General features: G+C 46.1%; 16 protein-coding genes. All 16 read left to right on the top strand.

The annotated features are described in order from the left end of the window. Nucleotides 1-56: 56 nt before the first annotated feature. The 16 genes from BMW45_RS24420 to BMW45_RS24345 all read left to right on the top strand — a co-directional run bounded on the left by BMW45_RS24420 (nucleotide 57) and on the right by BMW45_RS24345 (nucleotide 18,404). Nucleotides 57-1,727, top strand: coding sequence for a formate--tetrahydrofolate ligase (locus BMW45_RS24420; RefSeq protein ID WP_092250068.1), 1,671 nt, complete (start codon nucleotides 57-59; stop codon nucleotides 1,725-1,727). Between the two features lie 13 nt (nucleotides 1,728-1,740). Beyond that, a complete protein-coding gene (locus BMW45_RS24415) occupies nucleotides 1,741-3,216 on the top strand; it encodes a UDP-N-acetylmuramoyl-L-alanyl-D-glutamate--2,6-diaminopimelate ligase (RefSeq protein ID WP_092250065.1) in 1,476 nt (491 codons plus the stop codon). 88 nt (nucleotides 3,217-3,304) lie between these two features. Continuing rightward, nucleotides 3,305-4,675 (top strand): UDP-N-acetylmuramoyl-tripeptide--D-alanyl-D-alanine ligase, encoded by a 1,371-nt coding sequence (locus BMW45_RS24410; RefSeq protein WP_092250061.1) that lies wholly within the window; start codon nucleotides 3,305-3,307, stop codon nucleotides 4,673-4,675. Nucleotides 4,676-4,748: 73 nt separating this feature from the next. Further along, on the top strand, nucleotides 4,749-6,977 hold the full coding sequence (gene priA / locus BMW45_RS24405) for a replication restart helicase PriA (RefSeq protein WP_092250058.1): 2,229 nt from the start codon (nucleotides 4,749-4,751) through the stop codon (nucleotides 6,975-6,977). Nucleotides 6,978-6,995: 18 nt separating this feature from the next. Further along, the gene (def, locus tag BMW45_RS24400) at nucleotides 6,996-7,490 is read left to right on the top strand and encodes a peptide deformylase (protein ID WP_092250055.1); all 495 of its coding nucleotides are present in this window, start codon (nucleotides 6,996-6,998) and stop codon (nucleotides 7,488-7,490) included. A 2-nt stretch (nucleotides 7,491-7,492) separates the two neighbouring features. Beyond that, a complete protein-coding gene (fmt, locus tag BMW45_RS24395) occupies nucleotides 7,493-8,482 on the top strand; it encodes a methionyl-tRNA formyltransferase (protein ID WP_092250052.1) in 990 nt (329 codons plus the stop codon). Between the two features lie 2 nt (nucleotides 8,483-8,484). Further along, complete coding sequence (locus BMW45_RS24390) at nucleotides 8,485-9,201, top strand: zinc metallopeptidase (RefSeq protein ID WP_029701739.1); 717 nt, start codon at nucleotides 8,485-8,487, stop codon at nucleotides 9,199-9,201. Continuing rightward, entirely contained in the window at nucleotides 9,191-10,522 is a 1,332-nt protein-coding gene (rsmB, locus tag BMW45_RS24385; RefSeq protein ID WP_092250049.1) for a 16S rRNA (cytosine(967)-C(5))-methyltransferase RsmB, read from the top strand. The genes BMW45_RS24390 and rsmB overlap by 11 nt, the downstream gene beginning before the upstream one ends. A 79-nt stretch (nucleotides 10,523-10,601) precedes the next feature. Then, on the top strand, nucleotides 10,602-11,654 hold the full coding sequence (rlmN, locus tag BMW45_RS24380; RefSeq protein ID WP_092250046.1) for a dual-specificity RNA methyltransferase RlmN: 1,053 nt from the start codon (nucleotides 10,602-10,604) through the stop codon (nucleotides 11,652-11,654). 106 nt (nucleotides 11,655-11,760) lie between these two features. Further along, a complete protein-coding gene (locus BMW45_RS24375) occupies nucleotides 11,761-12,507 on the top strand; it encodes a Stp1/IreP family PP2C-type Ser/Thr phosphatase (RefSeq protein ID WP_092250043.1) in 747 nt (248 codons plus the stop codon). After that, nucleotides 12,504-14,663, top strand: a complete 2,160-nt coding sequence (gene pknB / locus BMW45_RS24370; RefSeq protein ID WP_092250041.1) for a Stk1 family PASTA domain-containing Ser/Thr kinase — start codon at nucleotides 12,504-12,506, stop codon at nucleotides 14,661-14,663. Before BMW45_RS24375 ends, pknB begins: the two co-directional genes overlap by 4 nt. Before the next feature lie 10 nt (nucleotides 14,664-14,673). Beyond that, complete coding sequence (rsgA, locus tag BMW45_RS24365) at nucleotides 14,674-15,552, top strand: ribosome small subunit-dependent GTPase A (protein ID WP_092250038.1); 879 nt, start codon at nucleotides 14,674-14,676, stop codon at nucleotides 15,550-15,552. Between the two features lies 1 nt (nucleotide 15,553). Beyond that, entirely contained in the window at nucleotides 15,554-16,216 is a 663-nt protein-coding gene (gene rpe, locus BMW45_RS24360) for a ribulose-phosphate 3-epimerase (protein ID WP_092250035.1), read from the top strand. Between the two features lie 38 nt (nucleotides 16,217-16,254). After that, nucleotides 16,255-16,875 (top strand): thiamine diphosphokinase, encoded by a 621-nt coding sequence (locus BMW45_RS24355; protein WP_092251176.1) that lies wholly within the window; start codon nucleotides 16,255-16,257, stop codon nucleotides 16,873-16,875. A 96-nt stretch (nucleotides 16,876-16,971) separates the two neighbouring features. Then, nucleotides 16,972-17,559, top strand: coding sequence for an ECF transporter S component (locus BMW45_RS24350; protein ID WP_092250032.1), 588 nt, complete (start codon nucleotides 16,972-16,974; stop codon nucleotides 17,557-17,559). 8 nt (nucleotides 17,560-17,567) lie between these two features. Further along, complete coding sequence (locus BMW45_RS24345) at nucleotides 17,568-18,404, top strand: pyridoxamine kinase (protein ID WP_025233215.1); 837 nt, start codon at nucleotides 17,568-17,570, stop codon at nucleotides 18,402-18,404. Nucleotides 18,405-18,424: the final 20 nt, after the last annotated feature.

Below are 18,424 nucleotides of genomic sequence, written 5' to 3'. Positions count from 1 at the left end.
TATCGGAAATACCGATAATATAGAACGTGTTATATACATAGAAGGAGGATTGGAGAATGAAAACAGATATTGAAATCGCACAGGAGGCAAAAATGCTTCCTATTAAAGACGTGGCTGCATCCTATGGGATCAGTGAGGATGAGCTGGAGCTTTACGGAAAGTATAAGGCGAAGCTGACTGATGAATTGTGGGAGCGGGTAAAGGATCGTCCGGACGGCAAACTGGTTCTGGTAACCGCCATCAATCCTACTCCGGCAGGAGAAGGGAAAACCACCACTACCGTAGGTCTAGGTCAGGCATTGGGGAAAATGGAAAAAAAGGCGATCATCGCCCTCAGAGAACCTTCCCTTGGACCATGCTTTGGAATTAAGGGCGGCGCGGCAGGCGGCGGATATGCCCAGGTAGTTCCCATGGAAGACTTAAATCTTCATTTTACCGGTGATTTTCATGCCATAACCTCAGCCAATAACCTGCTTGCAGCTCTGTTAGATAATCATATCCATCAGGGGAATGCTTTGGGAATCGATACCCGTCAGATTCTTTGGAAGCGCTGCCTGGACATGAATGACCGTGCCCTAAGAAACGTTGTGGTCGGCCTTGGTTCCAAAGCAGAAGGATTTGTGAGAGAGGATCACTTTGTAATTACGGTTGCATCGGAAATCATGGCTATCCTTTGCCTTTCAAATGATATGGAAGATTTAAAAGATCGGCTGGGAAGAATCATTGTAGCATATAATTATGCTGGAGAGCCTGTGACCGCCTCCCAGTTAAACGCAGTAGGCGCTTTGGCGGCTTTATTAAAGGATGCGTTAAAGCCCAATCTGATCCAGACGCTGGAGCATACCGGTGCCATCATTCACGGCGGGCCCTTTGCAAACATTGCTCATGGCTGCAACAGTGTACGTGCAACAAAGACCGCCTTAAAGCTGGCTGATGTTGTTGTGACAGAGGCAGGGTTCGGTGCGGATCTAGGCGCGGAAAAATTCCTGGACATCAAATGCAGGAAAGCCGGATTAAAGCCTGATGCCATTGTACTGGTGGCAACGGTGAGAGCCTTAAAATACAACGGCGGAGTGCCCAAGGACCAGTTAAAGGAAGAAAACCTTGCTGCCCTTGAAAAAGGGATTGTCAATCTGGAGAAGCACATTGAAAATATGATGAAATACGGCGTCCCGGTCATTGTTACCCTCAATTCCTTTATCACAGACACAGAGGCAGAACATCAGTTTGTAAAACGGTTTTGTGAGGAGAGAGGCTGTGAATTCGCCTTATCCCAGGTGTGGGAAAAAGGAGGAGAGGGCGGCATAGAGCTGGCCGAAAAAGTCCTTTATACCCTGGAAAATAAAGAAAGCAATTTTGCACCCATTTATCCTGATGAAATGGGGCTGGAAAATAAGATTGCCACAATTGCAAAGGAAATCTATGGCGCAGCTGGGGTGACCTATGCTCCTGCAGCTTTAAAAGCCATAAGAAAATTTGAAGAAATGGGATTTGGCAGCCTTCCTGTATGTATGGCAAAGACACAGTATTCTTTATCCGATGACCAGACAAAGCTTGGGAGACCGGAAGGCTTTGACATTAATGTACGGGATGCTTATGTATCTGCCGGAGCCGGATTTGTAGTCATTCTGACCGGAGCCATTATGACAATGCCAGGTCTTCCAAAGAAGCCGGCCGCAGATAATATTGACGTAAATGAAGATGGAGTAATCACCGGATTATTCTGATTTGGAGGTTTTAATGAAGTTTATAGAATGGCTAAAGGACTTAAAATATGAAGTATTGCAGGGTAGCCTGGATGTCGATGCAGAGGATGTCATTTATGACTCCAGAAAGGCTCGAAAGGGTGTTGTATTTGTCTGCATGAAGGGAACGAGAACCGACTCCCATGAATTTATCCCTGAGGTGGTGGACGCCGGGGTTAAGATCCTTGTAGTAGAACAAAAGACAAAGATCCCGGATGGCGTAACTGCCATTCTCGTACATAATGCCAGAGAGGCGCTGGCTTTACTTTCAGCTGCTAGGTTTGGCTATCCGGCGGAAAAGATGGTGACCATTGGAGTGACCGGAACCAAGGGAAAAACCACAACCACGCACATGATCAAGACTGTTCTGGAAGCCTGCGGGAAAAAAGTGGGAATGATCGGAACCACAGGTATTGTCATCGGTCAGGAAGTAACGCCTACGATGAATACAACTCCCGAGTCCTATGAACTTCACCAGGCCTTCAGCCGTATGGTGGAGGCTGGCTGTGAATATATGGTGATGGAGGTTTCCTCCCAGGCCTTTAAGATGCACCGAGTAGACGGGATCTGTTTTGATTACGGACTGTTTACCAACCTTTCTCCTGATCATATCGGGCCGGATGAGCACAAGGATTTTGAGGAATATCTTTTTTACAAATCCCGGATCTTTTGCTGCTCTAAAGTGGGCATCATGAACGGCGATGACGAGCATTGGGATGAAGTGGTAAAGGATGCCTCCTGTAAACTCTATTCTTTCTCCATGGATAAAAATGGAACGGACTTTAAAGCAGAAGACATCCGATACATCGCCCAACCGGAATTTGTGGGACTGGAATTTGACATCAAAGGGACCTGCGAGCTTTCTGTCCGGGTGAATATTCCGGGACGCTTTAACGTTGCCAATGCATTGGCTGCAGTCAGCGTTTTAAGCTTTTTAGGGCTTCCGAAAGAGAATATCTGCCATGGGCTGGAACATTTAAACGTGAACGGGCGTATGGAAATCGTATATGCCTCTGAGAAATGCACGGTAATCGTAGATTATGCTCATAATGCAGTCAGTATGGAAAGCCTGCTTTCAACCCTAAGGGATTACCATCCAACGCGTCTTGTCTGCGTCTTTGGCTGCGGAGGAAACCGTTCCAAGGACCGGCGTATTACCATGGGTGACAGCGCGGGACGTCTGGCAGATTTTACGATTATCACTGCGGATAACTCCAGATACGAAAAAACGGAAGATATCATTGCGGACATTCGCGGAAGTCTTGAAAAGACCGGAGGAAAATTCATAGAAATTCCGGACCGCAGGGAAGCGATCCGCTACAGCATCATACATGCCGAACCGGGTGATATGATTGCCATTATAGGAAAGGGGCATGAGGATTACCAGGAGATGAACGGAGTCCGCCATCATTTTTCAGACCGGGAAGAGGTCTTAAAAGCGGTGGATGCCCAGCTTTTAGAGGAAGTTTAAAAGGAAGGCACAACGATAAATAAAATGCCGGAAGCCGTAGGGAAGTGCGGCTTTCGGCATTTCCACGGTAGATGGAATGGAGGAAGCAATGGTAAATATGACAGTAAAGGAAATACTTTCAGCTACAGGAGGAAGGCTTCTTTGCGGAAACGAGAATACAGTCTTAGAGCACATCAGTATTGATTCCAGATCAATGAAGGGGAATGATCTGTTTGTCCCTATCATTGGAGAAAAGCAAGATGCTCACCGTTTTATCGGGCAGGCCTTTGACAATGGAGCAACAGCGACGCTTACCAGCGAGCATGACGCCATGGACTTGGTGAAACCCTGGATCCGGGTTGAAGATACAAAAGTGGCTCTTCAGGCCATTGGGAGCTATTACAGGGACCGTTTAAAACTTCCTCTTGTTGGAATTACGGGAAGCGTAGGAAAGACCACTACAAGGGAAATGGTCGCTTGCGCCCTGTCTGCCCGTTATTGCGTTTATAAAACCCCAGGAAACCACAACAGTCAGGTGGGGGTACCCATTACCTTATCGGAGATTACAGCCGAGGATGAAATCGGAGTCATTGAACTGGGAATGAGTGAGCCGGGAGAGCTGACCGTCATTGCCAGGATCGCAAAAATCCAGATGGCTGTGATTACCAATATTGGAGTAACCCATATCGAGCAGTTGGGATCCCAAGAAAATATTTACAGGGAAAAAATGACCATCCAAGATGGCCTTATGGATGGTGGAATCCTGTTCTTAAATGGGGATGACCCGCTTTTAAAAACAACAAAGGCAAAAGAAGGCTGTAAGACCATCTATTACGGAACAGGGGAAAATTGTGATTACAGAGCTCTGGATGTCCATTTGGAGGAGGGCTTTCCGGCCTTTACTGCAGTTTTTGGCCAGAAGAAAGTTCCTATACGGCTGGCGGTTATGGGAAGCCATAACGTGTTAAATGCCATGGTGTCTCTTGCAGTAGCTTCTGAGTGCGGCATTCCTATGGAAGAAGCCGCAAAATGCCTTCAGGAATTCACCGGCTTTAAAAACCGTCAGCAGATCTATCATGTGGCAGGTATGACCATCATCGATGATACCTATAACGCCAGCCCGGTTTCCATGAAAGCAGGTCTGGAGGTTTTGGGTTCTATAACAAAGGCGGAACGAAGGATCGCAGTATTGGCTGATATGAAGGAGCTGGGAGAAAAATCCCCAGAATACCATTATGAAATCGGAGAATACATTGCAGAACAACCGGTATATGAGGTGGTGACTTTAGGAGAATTGGCAGGGGAGATTGCCAGAGCGGTGAAGGAACACGCTCCTCATATTACGGTTAAAGAATTTATGGAACCTGAGCTGCTGGTATCTTATTTAAATAAGGAGTTAAAGGAAGGGGACTGCGTGCTGTTTAAGGGCTCCAACAGCATGAATCTCGGCCCTGTGGCAGAGAAATTTTACCGGCCTTGACAGCCTTCAAAAGCTCATGCCGCATAAGGCGTACCTTTATGCCCAAAAAGCATGGGCAGAAAAGAGGAAAACAATGACGGAACGATATGCCCGGATTATTATTGATATTTCCCATGAAAAAGTTGACAGAACCTTTGATTACCGGATTCCGGCCGGGCTTCTTGATGAAGTGGCTGTGGGGTCCCTGGTTTTGATTCCTTTTGGAAAAGGAAATTCCATGCGGAAAGGGTATGTGGTAGGCATTGCCGCCCATGCGGATTATGATCCGGATAAAATTAAGGAAATAGCAGGGATCGTAACTGATGGTGTATCAGCGGAATCCCTGCTCATTTCCCTGGCATGGTGGCTGAAAGAACGGTATGGCTCAACCATGAACCAGGCATTAAAAACGGTACTTCCGGTAAAGCAAAAGGTAAAACCAAAGGAAAAAAAGGTGCTTAAAAGCCTTTTAGATCATTCACAACTTATCAATGCTTTAGAGGAAGCGGAAAAAAAGAAATATAAGGCCAGAGCACGACTCTTTCAGGCGCTTATGGAAAATCCTGTCATCCCATACGAAATTGCAGTCAACCAGATGAACCTTTCTGCTGCCACCTTAAAGCCAGTGATAGAAAAAGGTTACGTAAGCCTTGATCGTGAAGAGGTTTACAGAAATCCTGTTAAAACAGAGGCAAAAGAAAGAAGTAAAGTGGTTTTAAATGAGGAACAGCAGGCCATTGTAGACAGCTTTTGCCTGGATTATTCCCAATCGTTAAGAAAGACCTATCTGATCCATGGCATTACGGGAAGCGGAAAGACGGAAGTATACATGGAACTGATCCATAGAGTCATAGAGGATGGGAAGCAGGTGATCGTTCTCATTCCGGAGATTGCCCTGACCTACCAGACCGTCCTGCGGTTCTACGGAAGATTTGGAAACCGGGTGTCCATCATCAATTCAAGATTGTCAGCAGGGGAACGGTATGATCAGTTTGAACGGGCAAGAAACGGAGATATTGATATTATGATCGGTCCCCGTTCGGCCCTGTTTACTCCCTTTTCACGTCTGGGGCTGATTCTGATAGACGAAGAGCATGAGGGGGCTTACAAAAGTGAGGTATCTCCAAGATACCATGCCAGAGAGGTGGCTGAGAAAAGAGCCTCCATGCAGGGGGCATCTTTGGTTTTAGGGTCAGCGACTCCATCCCTGGAAGCTTATACAAAAGCCCTTCATGAGGAATACCGGCTTTTCCGCCTGACGGAACGGGCCAAAAAAAACAGCCGTCTGGCGGCGGTATCCGTGGTGGATTTAAGGCAGGAGCTAAAAGAAGGCAATAAATCCATTTTCAGCAGGAATTTACAGGCACTGATCGAGGATCGGCTGGAGAAGCGGGAGCAGGCCATGCTGTTTATCAACAGGCGCGGTTATGCAAATTTCGTTTCCTGCCGTTCCTGCGGCGAAGCCATTCGCTGCCCTCACTGTGACGTGACCCTGACTCTTCATAATAACAGCCGTCTTGTCTGTCATTATTGCGGTTATTCCATATCCATGCCAGACCGCTGTCCTGCATGCAGTTCTCCTTACATTGCCAATTTCGGAGTGGGAACCCAGAAGATAGAGCAAATGACAAAAAAGATGTTCCCAGCTGCCAGAGTCCTGCGAATGGATCTGGACACCACTTCCAAAAAGGGAGGACATGAGGAGATACTCACCGCTTTTTCTGAGGGAGAGGCTGACATCCTTATCGGAACTCAGATGATCGTAAAGGGGCATGATTTCCCTAATGTAACTCTGGTAGGGGTGCTGGCGGCAGACCTGTCTTTGAATACCCCGGACTACCGTTCTGCAGAACGGACCTTCCAGCTCTTAACCCAGGCGGCAGGAAGAGCCGGACGGGATTCCAGAAACGGTGACGTGGTCATTCAGACCTATAGTCCAGAGCATTATAGTATTGTAACTGCCGCAAATCAGGATTATGAGGCGTTTTACCAACAGGAAATGGCATATCGGCGCCTGATGAAATACCCTCCGGCAAGCGGTCTTTTAACCGTTCAGTTTTCCTCCAGACAGGAAGACTGTTTAAAAGAAGCAGCGGCTTTAACAGCCGGTTTTATTGACCCCCTTGCGGAACAGGAAGCAGTACAGGTCATCGGCCCGGTAGATGCGAGCGTTTACAAAATTAATGATATCTATAGAAAAATTTTATACTTGAAACAGGAAAAATATGATATACTAATAAAAATCAGGGATCAAATCGATGTTTTTTCAGAAAACCATCGGCAGTTGTTTGATCAGGTGATGATTCAATATGATTTTTCATAAATGAGAGGATAAAAGAAAATGGCAATTAGAAAGATTAGAACCATTGGAGATGAAATTTTAAGAAAGCACTGCAAACCTGTAAAAGAGATTACACCAAGGATTTCCGAGTTGATCGTAGATATGTTTGAAACCATGTATGAATCAAATGGAGTTGGCCTTGCAGCTTCCCAGGTGGGAATTTTAAAACAGATCGTAGTTATAGATGTAGATGATGGCAACCAGTATGTACTTATTAATCCGGACATCGTGGAGACAAGAGGAAGTCAGACCGGGCCGGAAGGCTGCCTTAGCGTTCCCGGAAAATCCGGAACGGTTACCAGGCCCGATTACGTAAGGGTAAAAGCTTTTGATGCTTCCATGGAGTCGTTCGAACTGGAAGGAGAAGGATTTTTAGCTCGTGCAATCTGTCATGAATGCGACCATTTAAACGGCGATTTATACGTAGACAAAGTGGAAGGCGAGCTGGAGGATGTCTCCCTGGATGAGGATGAAGAAGGAGAGGTTGAAGAATAATTATGCGTATCATATTTATGGGAACACCTGATTTTTCCGTTCCCGCTCTTGAGGCTATAAAAGAGGCCGGACATGAGATCCTTGCGGTTGTTACCCAGCCGGATAAACCCAAGGGAAGAGGGAAGGAAGTCCAGATGACTCCGGTAAAGGAGAAGGCGTTGGAATACCAACTCCCTGTTTACCAGCCGGTCAAAGCCAGGGATCCGGAATTTGTCAAAATTCTTTCAGATCTGGCACCGGAGCTGATCTTAGTGATCGCTTTCGGACAGCTCCTGCCAAAGTCCATACTGGATATTCCCAAATATGGTTGTGTGAATATCCACGCTTCTCTGCTCCCTAAGTACCGGGGTGCATCTCCCTTACAATATGCGGTCATTAACGGGGAAAAGGAAAGCGGTGTCACAACCATGATGATGGCTGAGGCTCTGGATACCGGAGATATGCTGGACCAGGAAGCCACTTCTTTGGATGAAAAAGAAACTTTCGGCAGCCTTCATGATAAACTAAGCAGGATGGGAGGCAGGCTTATTTTAAAAACCATAGACAAACTGGAAGATGGAACTGCCATCCGTATCCCCCAGGATGATTCCAAGGCCTGCTATGTGGGCATGATAAAAAAGTCTATGGGAGATATTGACTGGTCTATGGATGCTGTATCCATTGAGCGCCTGATTCGTGGATTAAACCCATGGCCCAGCGCCTATACAGTCTGGAATGGAAAAGTTATGAAACTATGGGAAACAGAAGTAGTGGATAAGGAGTATGAAGGGGCTTATGGCCAGGTGGCAGAGGTTAGCCGGGATTTGCTGGTCATAAAAACCGGAAAAGGCGGCTTATCCATCCGTAAACTTCAGCTGCAAGGGAAAAAGTGCATGGATATTGACGCGTTTCTACGCGGATATCCCATTGCAAAAGGCACCGTTTTGGAGCGGCTTGCAGACATACCTAAAAGCACGGAAAACGTGGGCAAGAAAGAAGAAAGGGGAGTCTGATTATGTATTATGGCGGAATGATGGGATATTATTGGGATCCGACCTGGATCCTGGTCATCATCGGAGCAGTTCTGTCCATGGTGGCATCTGCAAGGGTGAACAGCACATTTAATAAATATTCAAAAGTAAGAAGCATGTCCGGAATGACAGGGGCAGAAGCAGCAAAGCGTCTTTTAAATTCCCAGGGCATTTATGATGTTCAGGTAAGGTCTGTAGGCGGGCAGCTTACGGATCATTATGATCCCAGAACCAAAACTGTTAATCTGTCTGACTCTGTTTATGGTTCCACATCAGTGGCGGCAATCGGTGTCGCAGCACACGAATGCGGACATGTGATGCAGGACAACACAGGTTATATTCCTCTGAAACTCCGGGCAGCCATTGTGCCGGCAGCCAATATTGGCTCCAAGGCAGCACTGCCTCTTATTATTCTTGGGGTAATAATAGGGGGAATGGGTTCTCCCTTAGTGAACATCGGTCTGATCCTGTTTTCTCTGGCGGTAATTTTCCAGCTGATAACCCTGCCTGTGGAATTCAATGCCTCCAGCCGGGCGGTCACTCTTTTGGGCCAGGTAGGAATTTTAGGTGACCAGGAATTAGGTTATACCAGAAAGGTGCTTGGTGCGGCAGCCCTTACCTATGTGGCAGCACTTGCTGCAACCGTACTTCAGCTTTTAAGGCTGGTTATCTTGTTTGGAGGAAGAAGGAATGATGACTAAAGAGACAGACAGCAGGGAAATCTCACTGGATATCCTGTTAGAGATTCTGGAGCGGGGTGGCTACAGCCATATCATCCTGCACCAGGCTCTAAATAAGTATCAGTATCTGGATAAATCGGAACGGGCCTTCATTTCCAGAATCGTAGAGGGGTCTGTAGAATACCTGCTTCAGATCGATTATATCATTGATTCCTTTTCCAATACAAAAGTTTCAAAAATGAAACCGGTAATACGCACTATTTTGCGCATGTCAGTCTATCAGCTTCTTTATATGGACCGTGTTCCCGATTCTGCCGTATGCAACGAAGCAGTGAAACTTGCCGTGAAACGGAAATTTACGGGATTAAAGGGATTTGTCAATGGAGTGCTTAGGAATATTTCCAGAAATAAAGAGGGATTCAACTGGCCCGATGATTCTGTCCGTTATTCTATGCCGGCATGGATCGTATCCATGTGGGAAGAAACCTATGGCAGGGAAACAGCAGTCACCATGATGGAATCCTTTTTAAAAAATAAAAAAACTATCGTCCGCTGCAATTTTGCAAAAGCTTCAAAAGAAGAAATCCTTCAGAGCCTTAAAAAGCAGGGGACAGAAGTAAGTGAGTCCGGAATCTCAGAAGCAGTGCTTTGCATTGAAAAATATGATTATCTGGAAGGTCTGGAAGCATTCCAAAAGGGATATATCCAGGTTCAGGATCTAAGTTCCAGTTTTGTAGGTGAGATCGCTGATCCTCAAAAGGGAGATTACGTCATTGACGTCTGCGGCGCACCGGGAGGAAAGAGCATTCATATAGCAGATAAGCTTGACGGGACGGGTATGGTGGAGGTCCGGGACCTAAGCCTCTTAAAGATAAATATGGTCGAAGAAAATTTGAAACGATGCGGATTTTTAAATATCCGCACAAAAATCCAGGATGCACTTGTGGCTGACCCGGATTCAGTAGAAAAGGCGGATATCGTCATTGCCGATCTGCCTTGTTCCGGACTTGGGATCATTGGACGAAAGCCGGACATCAAATACCGCATGACGCCGGAAGCCCTGGAATCTTTGGCTGTGCTCCAGCGGAATATCCTGTCGGTTGTCCAGGCATATGTAAAACCGGGCGGACGCCTGATTTTCAGTACATGTACCATAAATCGAAAAGAAAATGAAGAAAATGCCCGGTGGTTTCTTGAGCATTTTCCTTTTGACTGCATAAGTCTGGAGGGAAAACTTGGAGAAGGGCTGGATTCAGCCGCCGCAAACCGGGAGTTTATACAGCTTTTGCCGGGAATCCATCCCTGTGACGGATTTTTTATTGCGGCATTTCAAAAAAGGTAGAGCACAGGCATACCTTTACACCCGGTAAAGCGGGGTGGGCCCTGCCCAAAGAGCATGGGCAGAATAGAGGAAATGGATAATGGATAAAATAGATATAAAATCTCTGGATATGGAACACCTGACATCCTATATGGTATCCATTGGAGAAAAGCCCTTCCGTGCAAAACAGCTTTATGAATGGATGCACCAGAAGCTGGCTTCTGATTTTAATGAAATGACAAATCTACCCAATGCACTGAAGGAAAAGCTTGTGCAGCTGACAGAATTTACCTGCCTTACAGTTGTTGAGGAAAAGATTTCGAAAATAGACGAAACAAGAAAATACTTATTTGCCCTTTCCGATGGAAATGTGATTGAAAGTGTTTTGATGAAATACAAGCATGGGAATTCTGTCTGCATTTCATCCCAGGTGGGCTGCCGCATGGGCTGCCGGTTCTGCGCTTCCACGCTTGACGGATTGGAAAGAAATTTAACCCCTTCTGAAATGCTTGATCAGATATGCCGGATCCAGAGAATTACCGGGGAACGGGTTTCCAATGTGGTTGTCATGGGTTCCGGAGAACCTTTAGACAATTATGATAATCTGGTTCAATTCATTCGCCTTCTTACTGATGAAAACGGACTGAATATCAGCCAGCGCAACATAACGGTATCCACCTGCGGCATCGTTCCTGGAATTCTTCGACTGGCGGAAGAGGATCTGCAGATTACCCTGGCATTGTCTCTTCATGCACCAAACGATGAGGTGAGAAAAACCCTGATGCCCGTTGCCAATCGATTCCCTCTAAAGGATGTGCTGGATGCCTGCCAAACGTATTTTGATAAAACCGGGAGAAGGCTTACTTTTGAATACAGCCTGGTGAGCGGTGTCAACGACAATTTAAAGGAAGCATCCGCCCTGTCGGCTCTTTTAAAGGGCCAGCATGGGCATGTAAATTTGATTCCGGTAAATCCTATTAAGGAGCGCAATTACGTACAGTCAGACCGGAAGGCAATAGAAGCCTTTAAAAATCTTCTTGAAAAAAACGGAATAAATGTTACTATAAGAAGAGAAATGGGACGAGATATTAACGGTGCCTGCGGACAGCTGAGGAAAAGCTTTTTAAATCAGGAGACAAATACTCCTCAGTAAACGACAGGGTATTTGACCTTTGAAGCATTCGCCGGATAAAGGAATGCAGGAATTCCCGCATCTGGCACGTTGCTTACAGAAATAAAGAGGAAGTGAGAATGAAACGATGAAGGCTTGCGCTATGACGGACACCGGAAGAGTCCGTACGGCCAATCAGGATTATGTCTATGCCCAGGCAGAGCCTTTGGGCACACTGCCCAATCTTTTTTTAGTTGCAGACGGCATGGGCGGCCATCAGGCCGGAGATTATGCCTCCAGATATATTGCCGAAAGTCTGGTGGCACACTTAAAACAGGCGGATTCGTCTGGTATTGTTCCGCTTCTTCGGGAGGAAATCATGAAGGTCAACGGAATGCTTTATCAGGAATCCATGAAAAGTACAGAGTTAAACGGTATGGGAACCACCTTGGTGACGGCAGTGATCGAAGATACTACCATGTATGTGGCTAATGTTGGAGACAGCCGTCTGTATCTGGTTAATAATAATCGGCTGCAACAGATTACAAAGGACCATTCCTACGTGGAAGAACTGGTGTCTTTAGGCAAATTGGAACGGGGAAGCCGGGATTATCAGGAAAAAAAGAATATTATAACAAGAGCGGTTGGTACAGAGGATAAGCTGGAGGTTGATTTTTTTGAAGTCAGTCTGGAACCTGGAGATTATGTGCTCATGTGTTCCGATGGACTCAGCAATATGGTTGAGGACGCTGAGATAGAAGAAATTATATGCTCAGAACTGGAACTGCAGGAAAAGGCAGAAAAGTTGATTACAATAGCCAATGATAATGGCGGGAAAGACAATATAGCTGTTGTTTTAATTGATCCGCAAATTGGCAGGGAGGTAAGCTTATGATCTTAAGACCGGGGACATTTTTACAGGACAGATATGAAATATTGGATCAGATCGGTTCCGGCGGGATGTCAGATGTATATAAGGCCCTGTGCCATAAATTAAACCGCCCTGTAGCCATAAAAGTCTTAAAAGAAGAATTCAGTTCAGACAGCGGTTTTGTCAGCAAGTTTAAAATGGAGGCCCAGGCGGCTGCACGCCTTTCCCATCCCAACATCGTAAACATCTATGATGTAGTAGATGAAGGGGATCTCCATTACATTGTCATGGAACTGATTGAAGGAATCACGTTAAAAAATTATATTAATAAAAAAGGCTGTCTTGATGTGAAAGAGGCCATCGGTGTTGCAATTTCCGTTGCACAGGGAATCGCAGCTGCTCATGAACAAGGGATCATACATCGGGATATCAAGCCTCAGAATATCATTATAGCCAGGGATGGAAAAGTGAAGGTGGCTGACTTTGGAATCGCACGGGCCGCCTCTTCCCAGACCTTAAGTGCGACCGCAGTGGGCTCTGTCCATTACATATCTCCGGAACAGGCAAGAGGCGGTTACAGCGATGTGAGAAGCGATGTTTATTCCCTGGGAATCACCATGTACGAAATGGTGGCCGGCAGAGTTCCGTTTCAGGGCGATAATACAGTGACTGTTGCCCTGGCCCATTTGGAAGACCCTATCACACCGCCAAGCTATTATAATGAGAACATTCCGGTAGGGATTGAAAATATTATTTTAAAATGTACCGAAAAGAAACCAGAGTACCGCTATGGCAGCATGCAAGAGGTCATATCCGACTTACGGAAGGCACTTGTCAATCCTGACGGAGATTTTGTACAGTACAATTCCCAGGTGGATGATTCCCAGACGGTTATTATAGGAAAACCGGAGCTGGAACAGATTCGTTCCGGCCGGAAGATCCAGGCAGATCCTATTGCCAACCGGAATGGAAACAGAAATCAGGAGCAGCGCACGGAACGCCGTCCGGAAAAAAATGCGGGCGGACAGCCAGGAAACGGCAGAGCCAGAAAACAGGATTCAGAGGATGACATCAATCCTAAAATCGAAAGGCTTCTGACTGCGGCAGGTGTTGTTGTTGCCATTCTCATTGTGATCGTACTGGTCATTGTGTTCTCTAAAGTAGGAGGTTTATTCCGTTCTGGTTCTCCCAAGGAAACCGAATCAACTGCGGAGATTTCTACGGAAGAAACCTTAAGTGATAAAAAAGTAAAAATGACCAGCGTTGTGGGATTGGCTACGGATATTGCAGAGCAGAAGTTAAAGGATAACGGCGGCCTATATATGAAAGTAAGCGATTACGTATTTGATGACAACGTAGACAAAGGGGATATTGTATCCCAGGACCCGACAGAGGGTACGGTAATTGATAAGTATTCTGCTGTCTATGTGGTGGTCAGCAAGGGACCGGAGCACGAAACCATTGATTTAACAACGCTTGGTCTGGAGAAGATGGATGGCGCTACCGCCAAGGCAGCACTGGAGGGCAAAGGTCTGAAAGTCAATGAGGAACAGAAAAACAGCGATACCGTAGCAGCAGGATATGTAATCAGTTACAGCCCTGATAAGGCAAAAGAAGGAGAAACCGTGACTCTGGTTATAAGCAGCGGTCCGGCTCTTGTCAATCCGGTCACTGTTCCGGACATCACCGGCCAGACCCAGGAGGTAGCCGTGGAAATGTTAGCTGACGTGGGACTGGTTCAGGGAACGGTTACGGAAGCAGCTTCTGAGACAGTTGCCCGCGGCAATGTCATCAGTCAGTCCTTAACCGCTGACAGCCAGGTAGAGTCGGGAACTGCTGTGAATTATGTTATCAGCAGCGGAACTGCCCAGCAGGCCAAAGTCAAATATCTGGCTTCCATTGATAAGTCTTATCCACTGCAGAACATTATCGGACCAGGCTCCGGCAGCACCCAGCTTACTTTAAAGATACAGCTGAGGCAGTCGGTGAATGGGAGAGACGAAATCAGAGAGCTAATGGGACCTGTTACCATGGCTGGCGACCAGTTGCTTCCCGTATCATTTAAAAATATAGAAGGCGCTTACGGCGTTAGTGGCGGGAACGTAGAGATCGTAAATGTAGAGACCGGCGATGTGATTAATTCTTATTACATCACATTTATACCGGTACCACAATCGTAAGGAACAATATATGACAGGAAAAATTTTGAAAGGAATTGCAGGCTTTTACTATGTGCACGGCACGGACGAAAACATCTATGAATGCAAAGCAAAGGGTGTTTTCCGCAATATAAACGTGAAACCTTTGGTTGGAGATGATGTGGAATTTTCTGTTCTGGACAGTATAGAACTGAAAGGAAACATCGAACAAATCCTGCCAAGGAAAAACACTCTGGTTCGTCCGGCTGTAGCCAATGTGGATCAGGCGCTGGTGTTGTTTGCCATTACCCATCCGGAACCCAACTTAAATCTGCTGGATCGTTTTCTGGTTATGATGGAAGTTCAGGAGGTTCCTGTAAATATCTGTTTTAATAAAACTGATTTGTCAGGCAGTGAAGAAAAGCAGGCTCTTTTAGAAATTTATGAGGCAGCTGGCTATCCTGTGTATTTTGCCAGTACCTATGATGATCAGGGAATTGAGGAGATCAGAGATCTGGTGCGTGGGAAAACCACGGTTCTGGCAGGACCTTCCGGAGTGGGAAAGTCCTCCTTAACGAACCTTCTTTATCCTCAGGCTGAGATGGAGACCGCAAATATCAGCGAGAAAATCCAGAGAGGAAAGCATACCACCAGGCATTCGGAGATTTTTGGCATCGGACGGGATACGTACCTTATGGATACGCCGGGTTTTAGTTCCATGTACTTGGAAGACTTAGAGTGCAGTCAACTGAAGGATTATTTCCCGGAGTTTGAACCCTATGAGGACGAGTGTCGGTTTCTGGGCTGTGTGCACATAGGTGAAAAAACCTGCGGCATAAAGGATGCGGTAGAAGAAGGAAAAATAAACCGGGGCCGATATGAAAATTACCGGCTTTTATATCAGGATCTAAAAGAGAAAAGGAGATATTAATATGCTTAAACTTGCCCCTTCCATATTAGCGGCAGACTTTAAAATTCTTGGACAGCAGGTAGCTGAAGTGTCGGAGGCAGGAGCCCAGTACATTCATTTAGATGTGATGGATGGTGCATTTGTACCCAGCATTTCATTTGGGATGCCGGTCATCGGAAGCCTGCGGAGCTGTACGGACCGCATATTCGATGTTCACATGATGGTTGAGGAACCTGGAAGATATATCAATGATTTCAAAGAAGCGGGAGCTGATCTCATCTGTGTCCATGCGGAGGCCTGCACCCATTTAGACCGTACCATAAATCAAATCAAGGAAGCTGGCCTAAAGGCCGGAGTGGCCCTTAATCCGGCAACTTCCTTATCAGTCCTGGATTTCATTCTTCCGGAAGTGGACATGGTTTTAATCATGACGGTAAACCCGGGCTTTGGCGGACAAAAGTTCATTCCGTATACCCTGGATAAGGTTAAGGCCTTAAGGCGCATCTGCAGGGAGCGGAATTTAGAGACAGATATCCAGGTTGACGGAGGCGTGACCTGTGAAAATGTTAGAGAACTAATTGAGGCAGGTGCTAATGTATTTGTGGCTGGTTCCGCTGTATTTAAAGGTAATGCGGCAGACAATACAAAAGCATTCTTAAAAATATTTGAGGAATATGAAGGGTGAAAGAAGAAACTACAGGTTTGATCGTTACCGGGGGAACCATGGATTATGGATTTGCCGGCAGATTCTTAGAAAACAGAAAGTTTGATAAAATCATCGCAGTAGACGGGGGACTTGCAGCTCTTTCCAGGCTACAGTTAAAACCGGATGCCATTGTTGGAGATTTTGACACGGTGGCAGAAGATGTCCTGTCCGAATATAAAAACAGTTCAGATAATATCACCTGGGAAATTCATAAACCGGAAAAGGATGAAACCGATACAGAACTTGCCATAAATACTGCCATAGGGCTTGGCTGTTCAAAGCTGGTCCTGCTGGGGGCAACAGGAGGAAGGATGGACCATTTTATCGGTAATCTTCATCTTCTTTATGCCTGCCTGAAAAAGGGTGTGGAAGCAGCCATTGTTGATGAAAAAAACTGGATCACAGTGATTGAAAAGGGAAGATCCTTTCAGGCTGAAACATTATGGGGGAAATATATTTCCTTCCTTCCCCTGTGCAATGAAGTGAAGAAAATCACATTGACCGGCTTCAAATATCCTCTTTATGAAAAGGACATTGACTTAGGAACCAGCCTGTGTATAAGCAATGAGCTGACAGGTGAAGAGGGCTCGATTGAATTCGCGTCCGGAACCCTGATTTGTATCCAATCTCATGACTAAACTGGTATGGTTTAATATATCGAAACTGGATATTTATATCACTCCACTTGCGTGCTAAGATAAAGAACAACAAGAGCAGCAAGGGAGGAATTACCAATGAGTAAAACAGACAACAGGATATATAAAACCGCACTGACAGGACTGTTTGCCGCTATGTCCTATGTAGTATTTACATTCCTGCAATTTAAGATCACACTTCCGGGAGGGGATGCCACTTCCATTCACTTGGGGAATGCGGTCTGCGTTTTGGGAGCACTTCTATTAGGTGGGCTGTACGGCGGCTTAGGCGGCGCTATCGGCATGACCATCGGAGACCTTTTTGATCCGGTTTATGTGGTATATGCGCCAAAGACCTTTCTATTAAAACTGTGCATCGGCCTTATCACCGGATTTCTGGCCCATAGAATCGGAAAGATCAATGAATCCTCTGACAAAAAGCATATACTGACCTGGACCATCACGGCAGTGGCAGGAGGACTATTGTTCAATGTGATCTTTGACCCCCTGGTCGGTTATTTTTACAAGCTTCTGATTCTGGGGAAACCGGCGGCAGATCTGGCACTGGCATGGAACGTTGCATCTACTTCTATTAATGCAATCACCTCCGCCATTGTTTCCGTCCTCATCTACATGCCTCTTAGAAATGCCCTGATCAGGTCCGGTTTATTTACAAAAATTTGTTAGGAGCTCTTATGACATCAGAAAAACATCAGAAAAAAATTGCTGTTATTCAAGATCTGTCGGGATATGGCCGCTGTTCTCTCACAGTGGCTCTTCCTATTCTTTCAGCCTTAAAGGTACAGTGCTGTCCGGTTCCAACTTCCATACTATCGAACCATACCGGATTTTCCACCTACTTTTTTGATGATTATACGGAGAAAATGCCTTTATATATTGAACAGTGGAAGGAACTGGATCTGTCCTTTGACGGGATTTACAGCGGATTTTTAGGTTCCGAGGAACAGATTGAAATTGTTATTGGCATGATTAAGGATTTTAGCACACCGGAAACTAAGGTTTTGGTGGATCCCATTATGGGAGATCACGGAAAAGCCTATCAGACCTATACGGAACGGATGTGCAGCCGCATGAAGGAACTGGTGGGCTATGGTGATATTGTGACCCCCAATCTGACAGAGGCCTGTATCCTGACCGGAAGACAATACCGGCCGTCAGGCTGGAAGCGTTCAGAGCTTCTTGCTATGGCTGCTGAGATATGGGATATGGGACCGGATTCCGTAGTGATCACTGGCGTAAGGGAAGGCAACTATGTGACCAATGTAGTGGCGGAGAAGGACCGGGAACCCCACTTTTTGCGTTCTCTTCATGTCGGCAGTGAACGGCCGGGAACAGGAGATGTATTCTCCAGCATCCTTGCAGCCCAAACCGTGAAAGGGATTCCATTAACAGAAGCAGTGAAAAAAGCGGCCAGTTTTGTAAAGGCCAGTATAATAAAATCCGATGAGCTGCATGTCCCGATAAAAAACGGAGTGTGCTTTGAAGAAATCCTTTCTTTGCTGATTCGGTGATAAGAATAAGACGAAGGATG

Source organism: Lacrimispora sphenoides (assembly GCF_900105215.1).
Taxonomy (GTDB): Bacteria; Bacillota; Clostridia; order Lachnospirales; family Lachnospiraceae; genus Lacrimispora; species Lacrimispora sphenoides_A.
The sequence above is the reverse complement of the archived record's forward strand: the minus strand, read 5'-3'. Positions and strand labels throughout refer to the sequence as shown.

Excerpts from the sequence above, each read along its gene's own strand:
- fmt (WP_092250052.1), top strand. The coding sequence starts at position 7,493 with ATGCGTATCATATTTATGGGAACACCTGATTTTTCCGTTCCCGCTCTT.
- BMW45_RS24410 (WP_092250061.1), top strand. The coding sequence starts at position 3,305 with ATGGTAAATATGACAGTAAAGGAAATACTTTCAGCTACAGGAGGAAGG.
- priA (WP_092250058.1), top strand. The coding sequence starts at position 4,749 with ATGACGGAACGATATGCCCGGATTATTATTGATATTTCCCATGAAAAA.
- BMW45_RS24390 (WP_029701739.1), top strand. The coding sequence starts at position 8,485 with ATGTATTATGGCGGAATGATGGGATATTATTGGGATCCGACCTGGATC.
- BMW45_RS24345 (WP_025233215.1), top strand. The coding sequence starts at position 17,568 with ATGACATCAGAAAAACATCAGAAAAAAATTGCTGTTATTCAAGATCTG.
- BMW45_RS24350 (WP_092250032.1), top strand. The coding sequence starts at position 16,972 with ATGAGTAAAACAGACAACAGGATATATAAAACCGCACTGACAGGACTG.
- BMW45_RS24415 (WP_092250065.1), top strand. The coding sequence starts at position 1,741 with ATGAAGTTTATAGAATGGCTAAAGGACTTAAAATATGAAGTATTGCAG.
- rlmN (WP_092250046.1), top strand. The coding sequence starts at position 10,602 with ATGGATAAAATAGATATAAAATCTCTGGATATGGAACACCTGACATCC.
- BMW45_RS24375 (WP_092250043.1), top strand. The coding sequence starts at position 11,761 with ATGAAGGCTTGCGCTATGACGGACACCGGAAGAGTCCGTACGGCCAAT.
- rpe (WP_092250035.1), top strand. The coding sequence starts at position 15,554 with ATGCTTAAACTTGCCCCTTCCATATTAGCGGCAGACTTTAAAATTCTT.
- def (WP_092250055.1), top strand. The coding sequence starts at position 6,996 with ATGGCAATTAGAAAGATTAGAACCATTGGAGATGAAATTTTAAGAAAG.
- pknB (WP_092250041.1), top strand. The coding sequence starts at position 12,504 with ATGATCTTAAGACCGGGGACATTTTTACAGGACAGATATGAAATATTG.
- rsgA (WP_092250038.1), top strand. The coding sequence starts at position 14,674 with ATGACAGGAAAAATTTTGAAAGGAATTGCAGGCTTTTACTATGTGCAC.
- BMW45_RS24355 (WP_092251176.1), top strand. The coding sequence starts at position 16,255 with ATGGATTATGGATTTGCCGGCAGATTCTTAGAAAACAGAAAGTTTGAT.
- rsmB (WP_092250049.1), top strand. The coding sequence starts at position 9,191 with ATGATGACTAAAGAGACAGACAGCAGGGAAATCTCACTGGATATCCTG.
- BMW45_RS24420 (WP_092250068.1), top strand. The coding sequence starts at position 57 with ATGAAAACAGATATTGAAATCGCACAGGAGGCAAAAATGCTTCCTATT.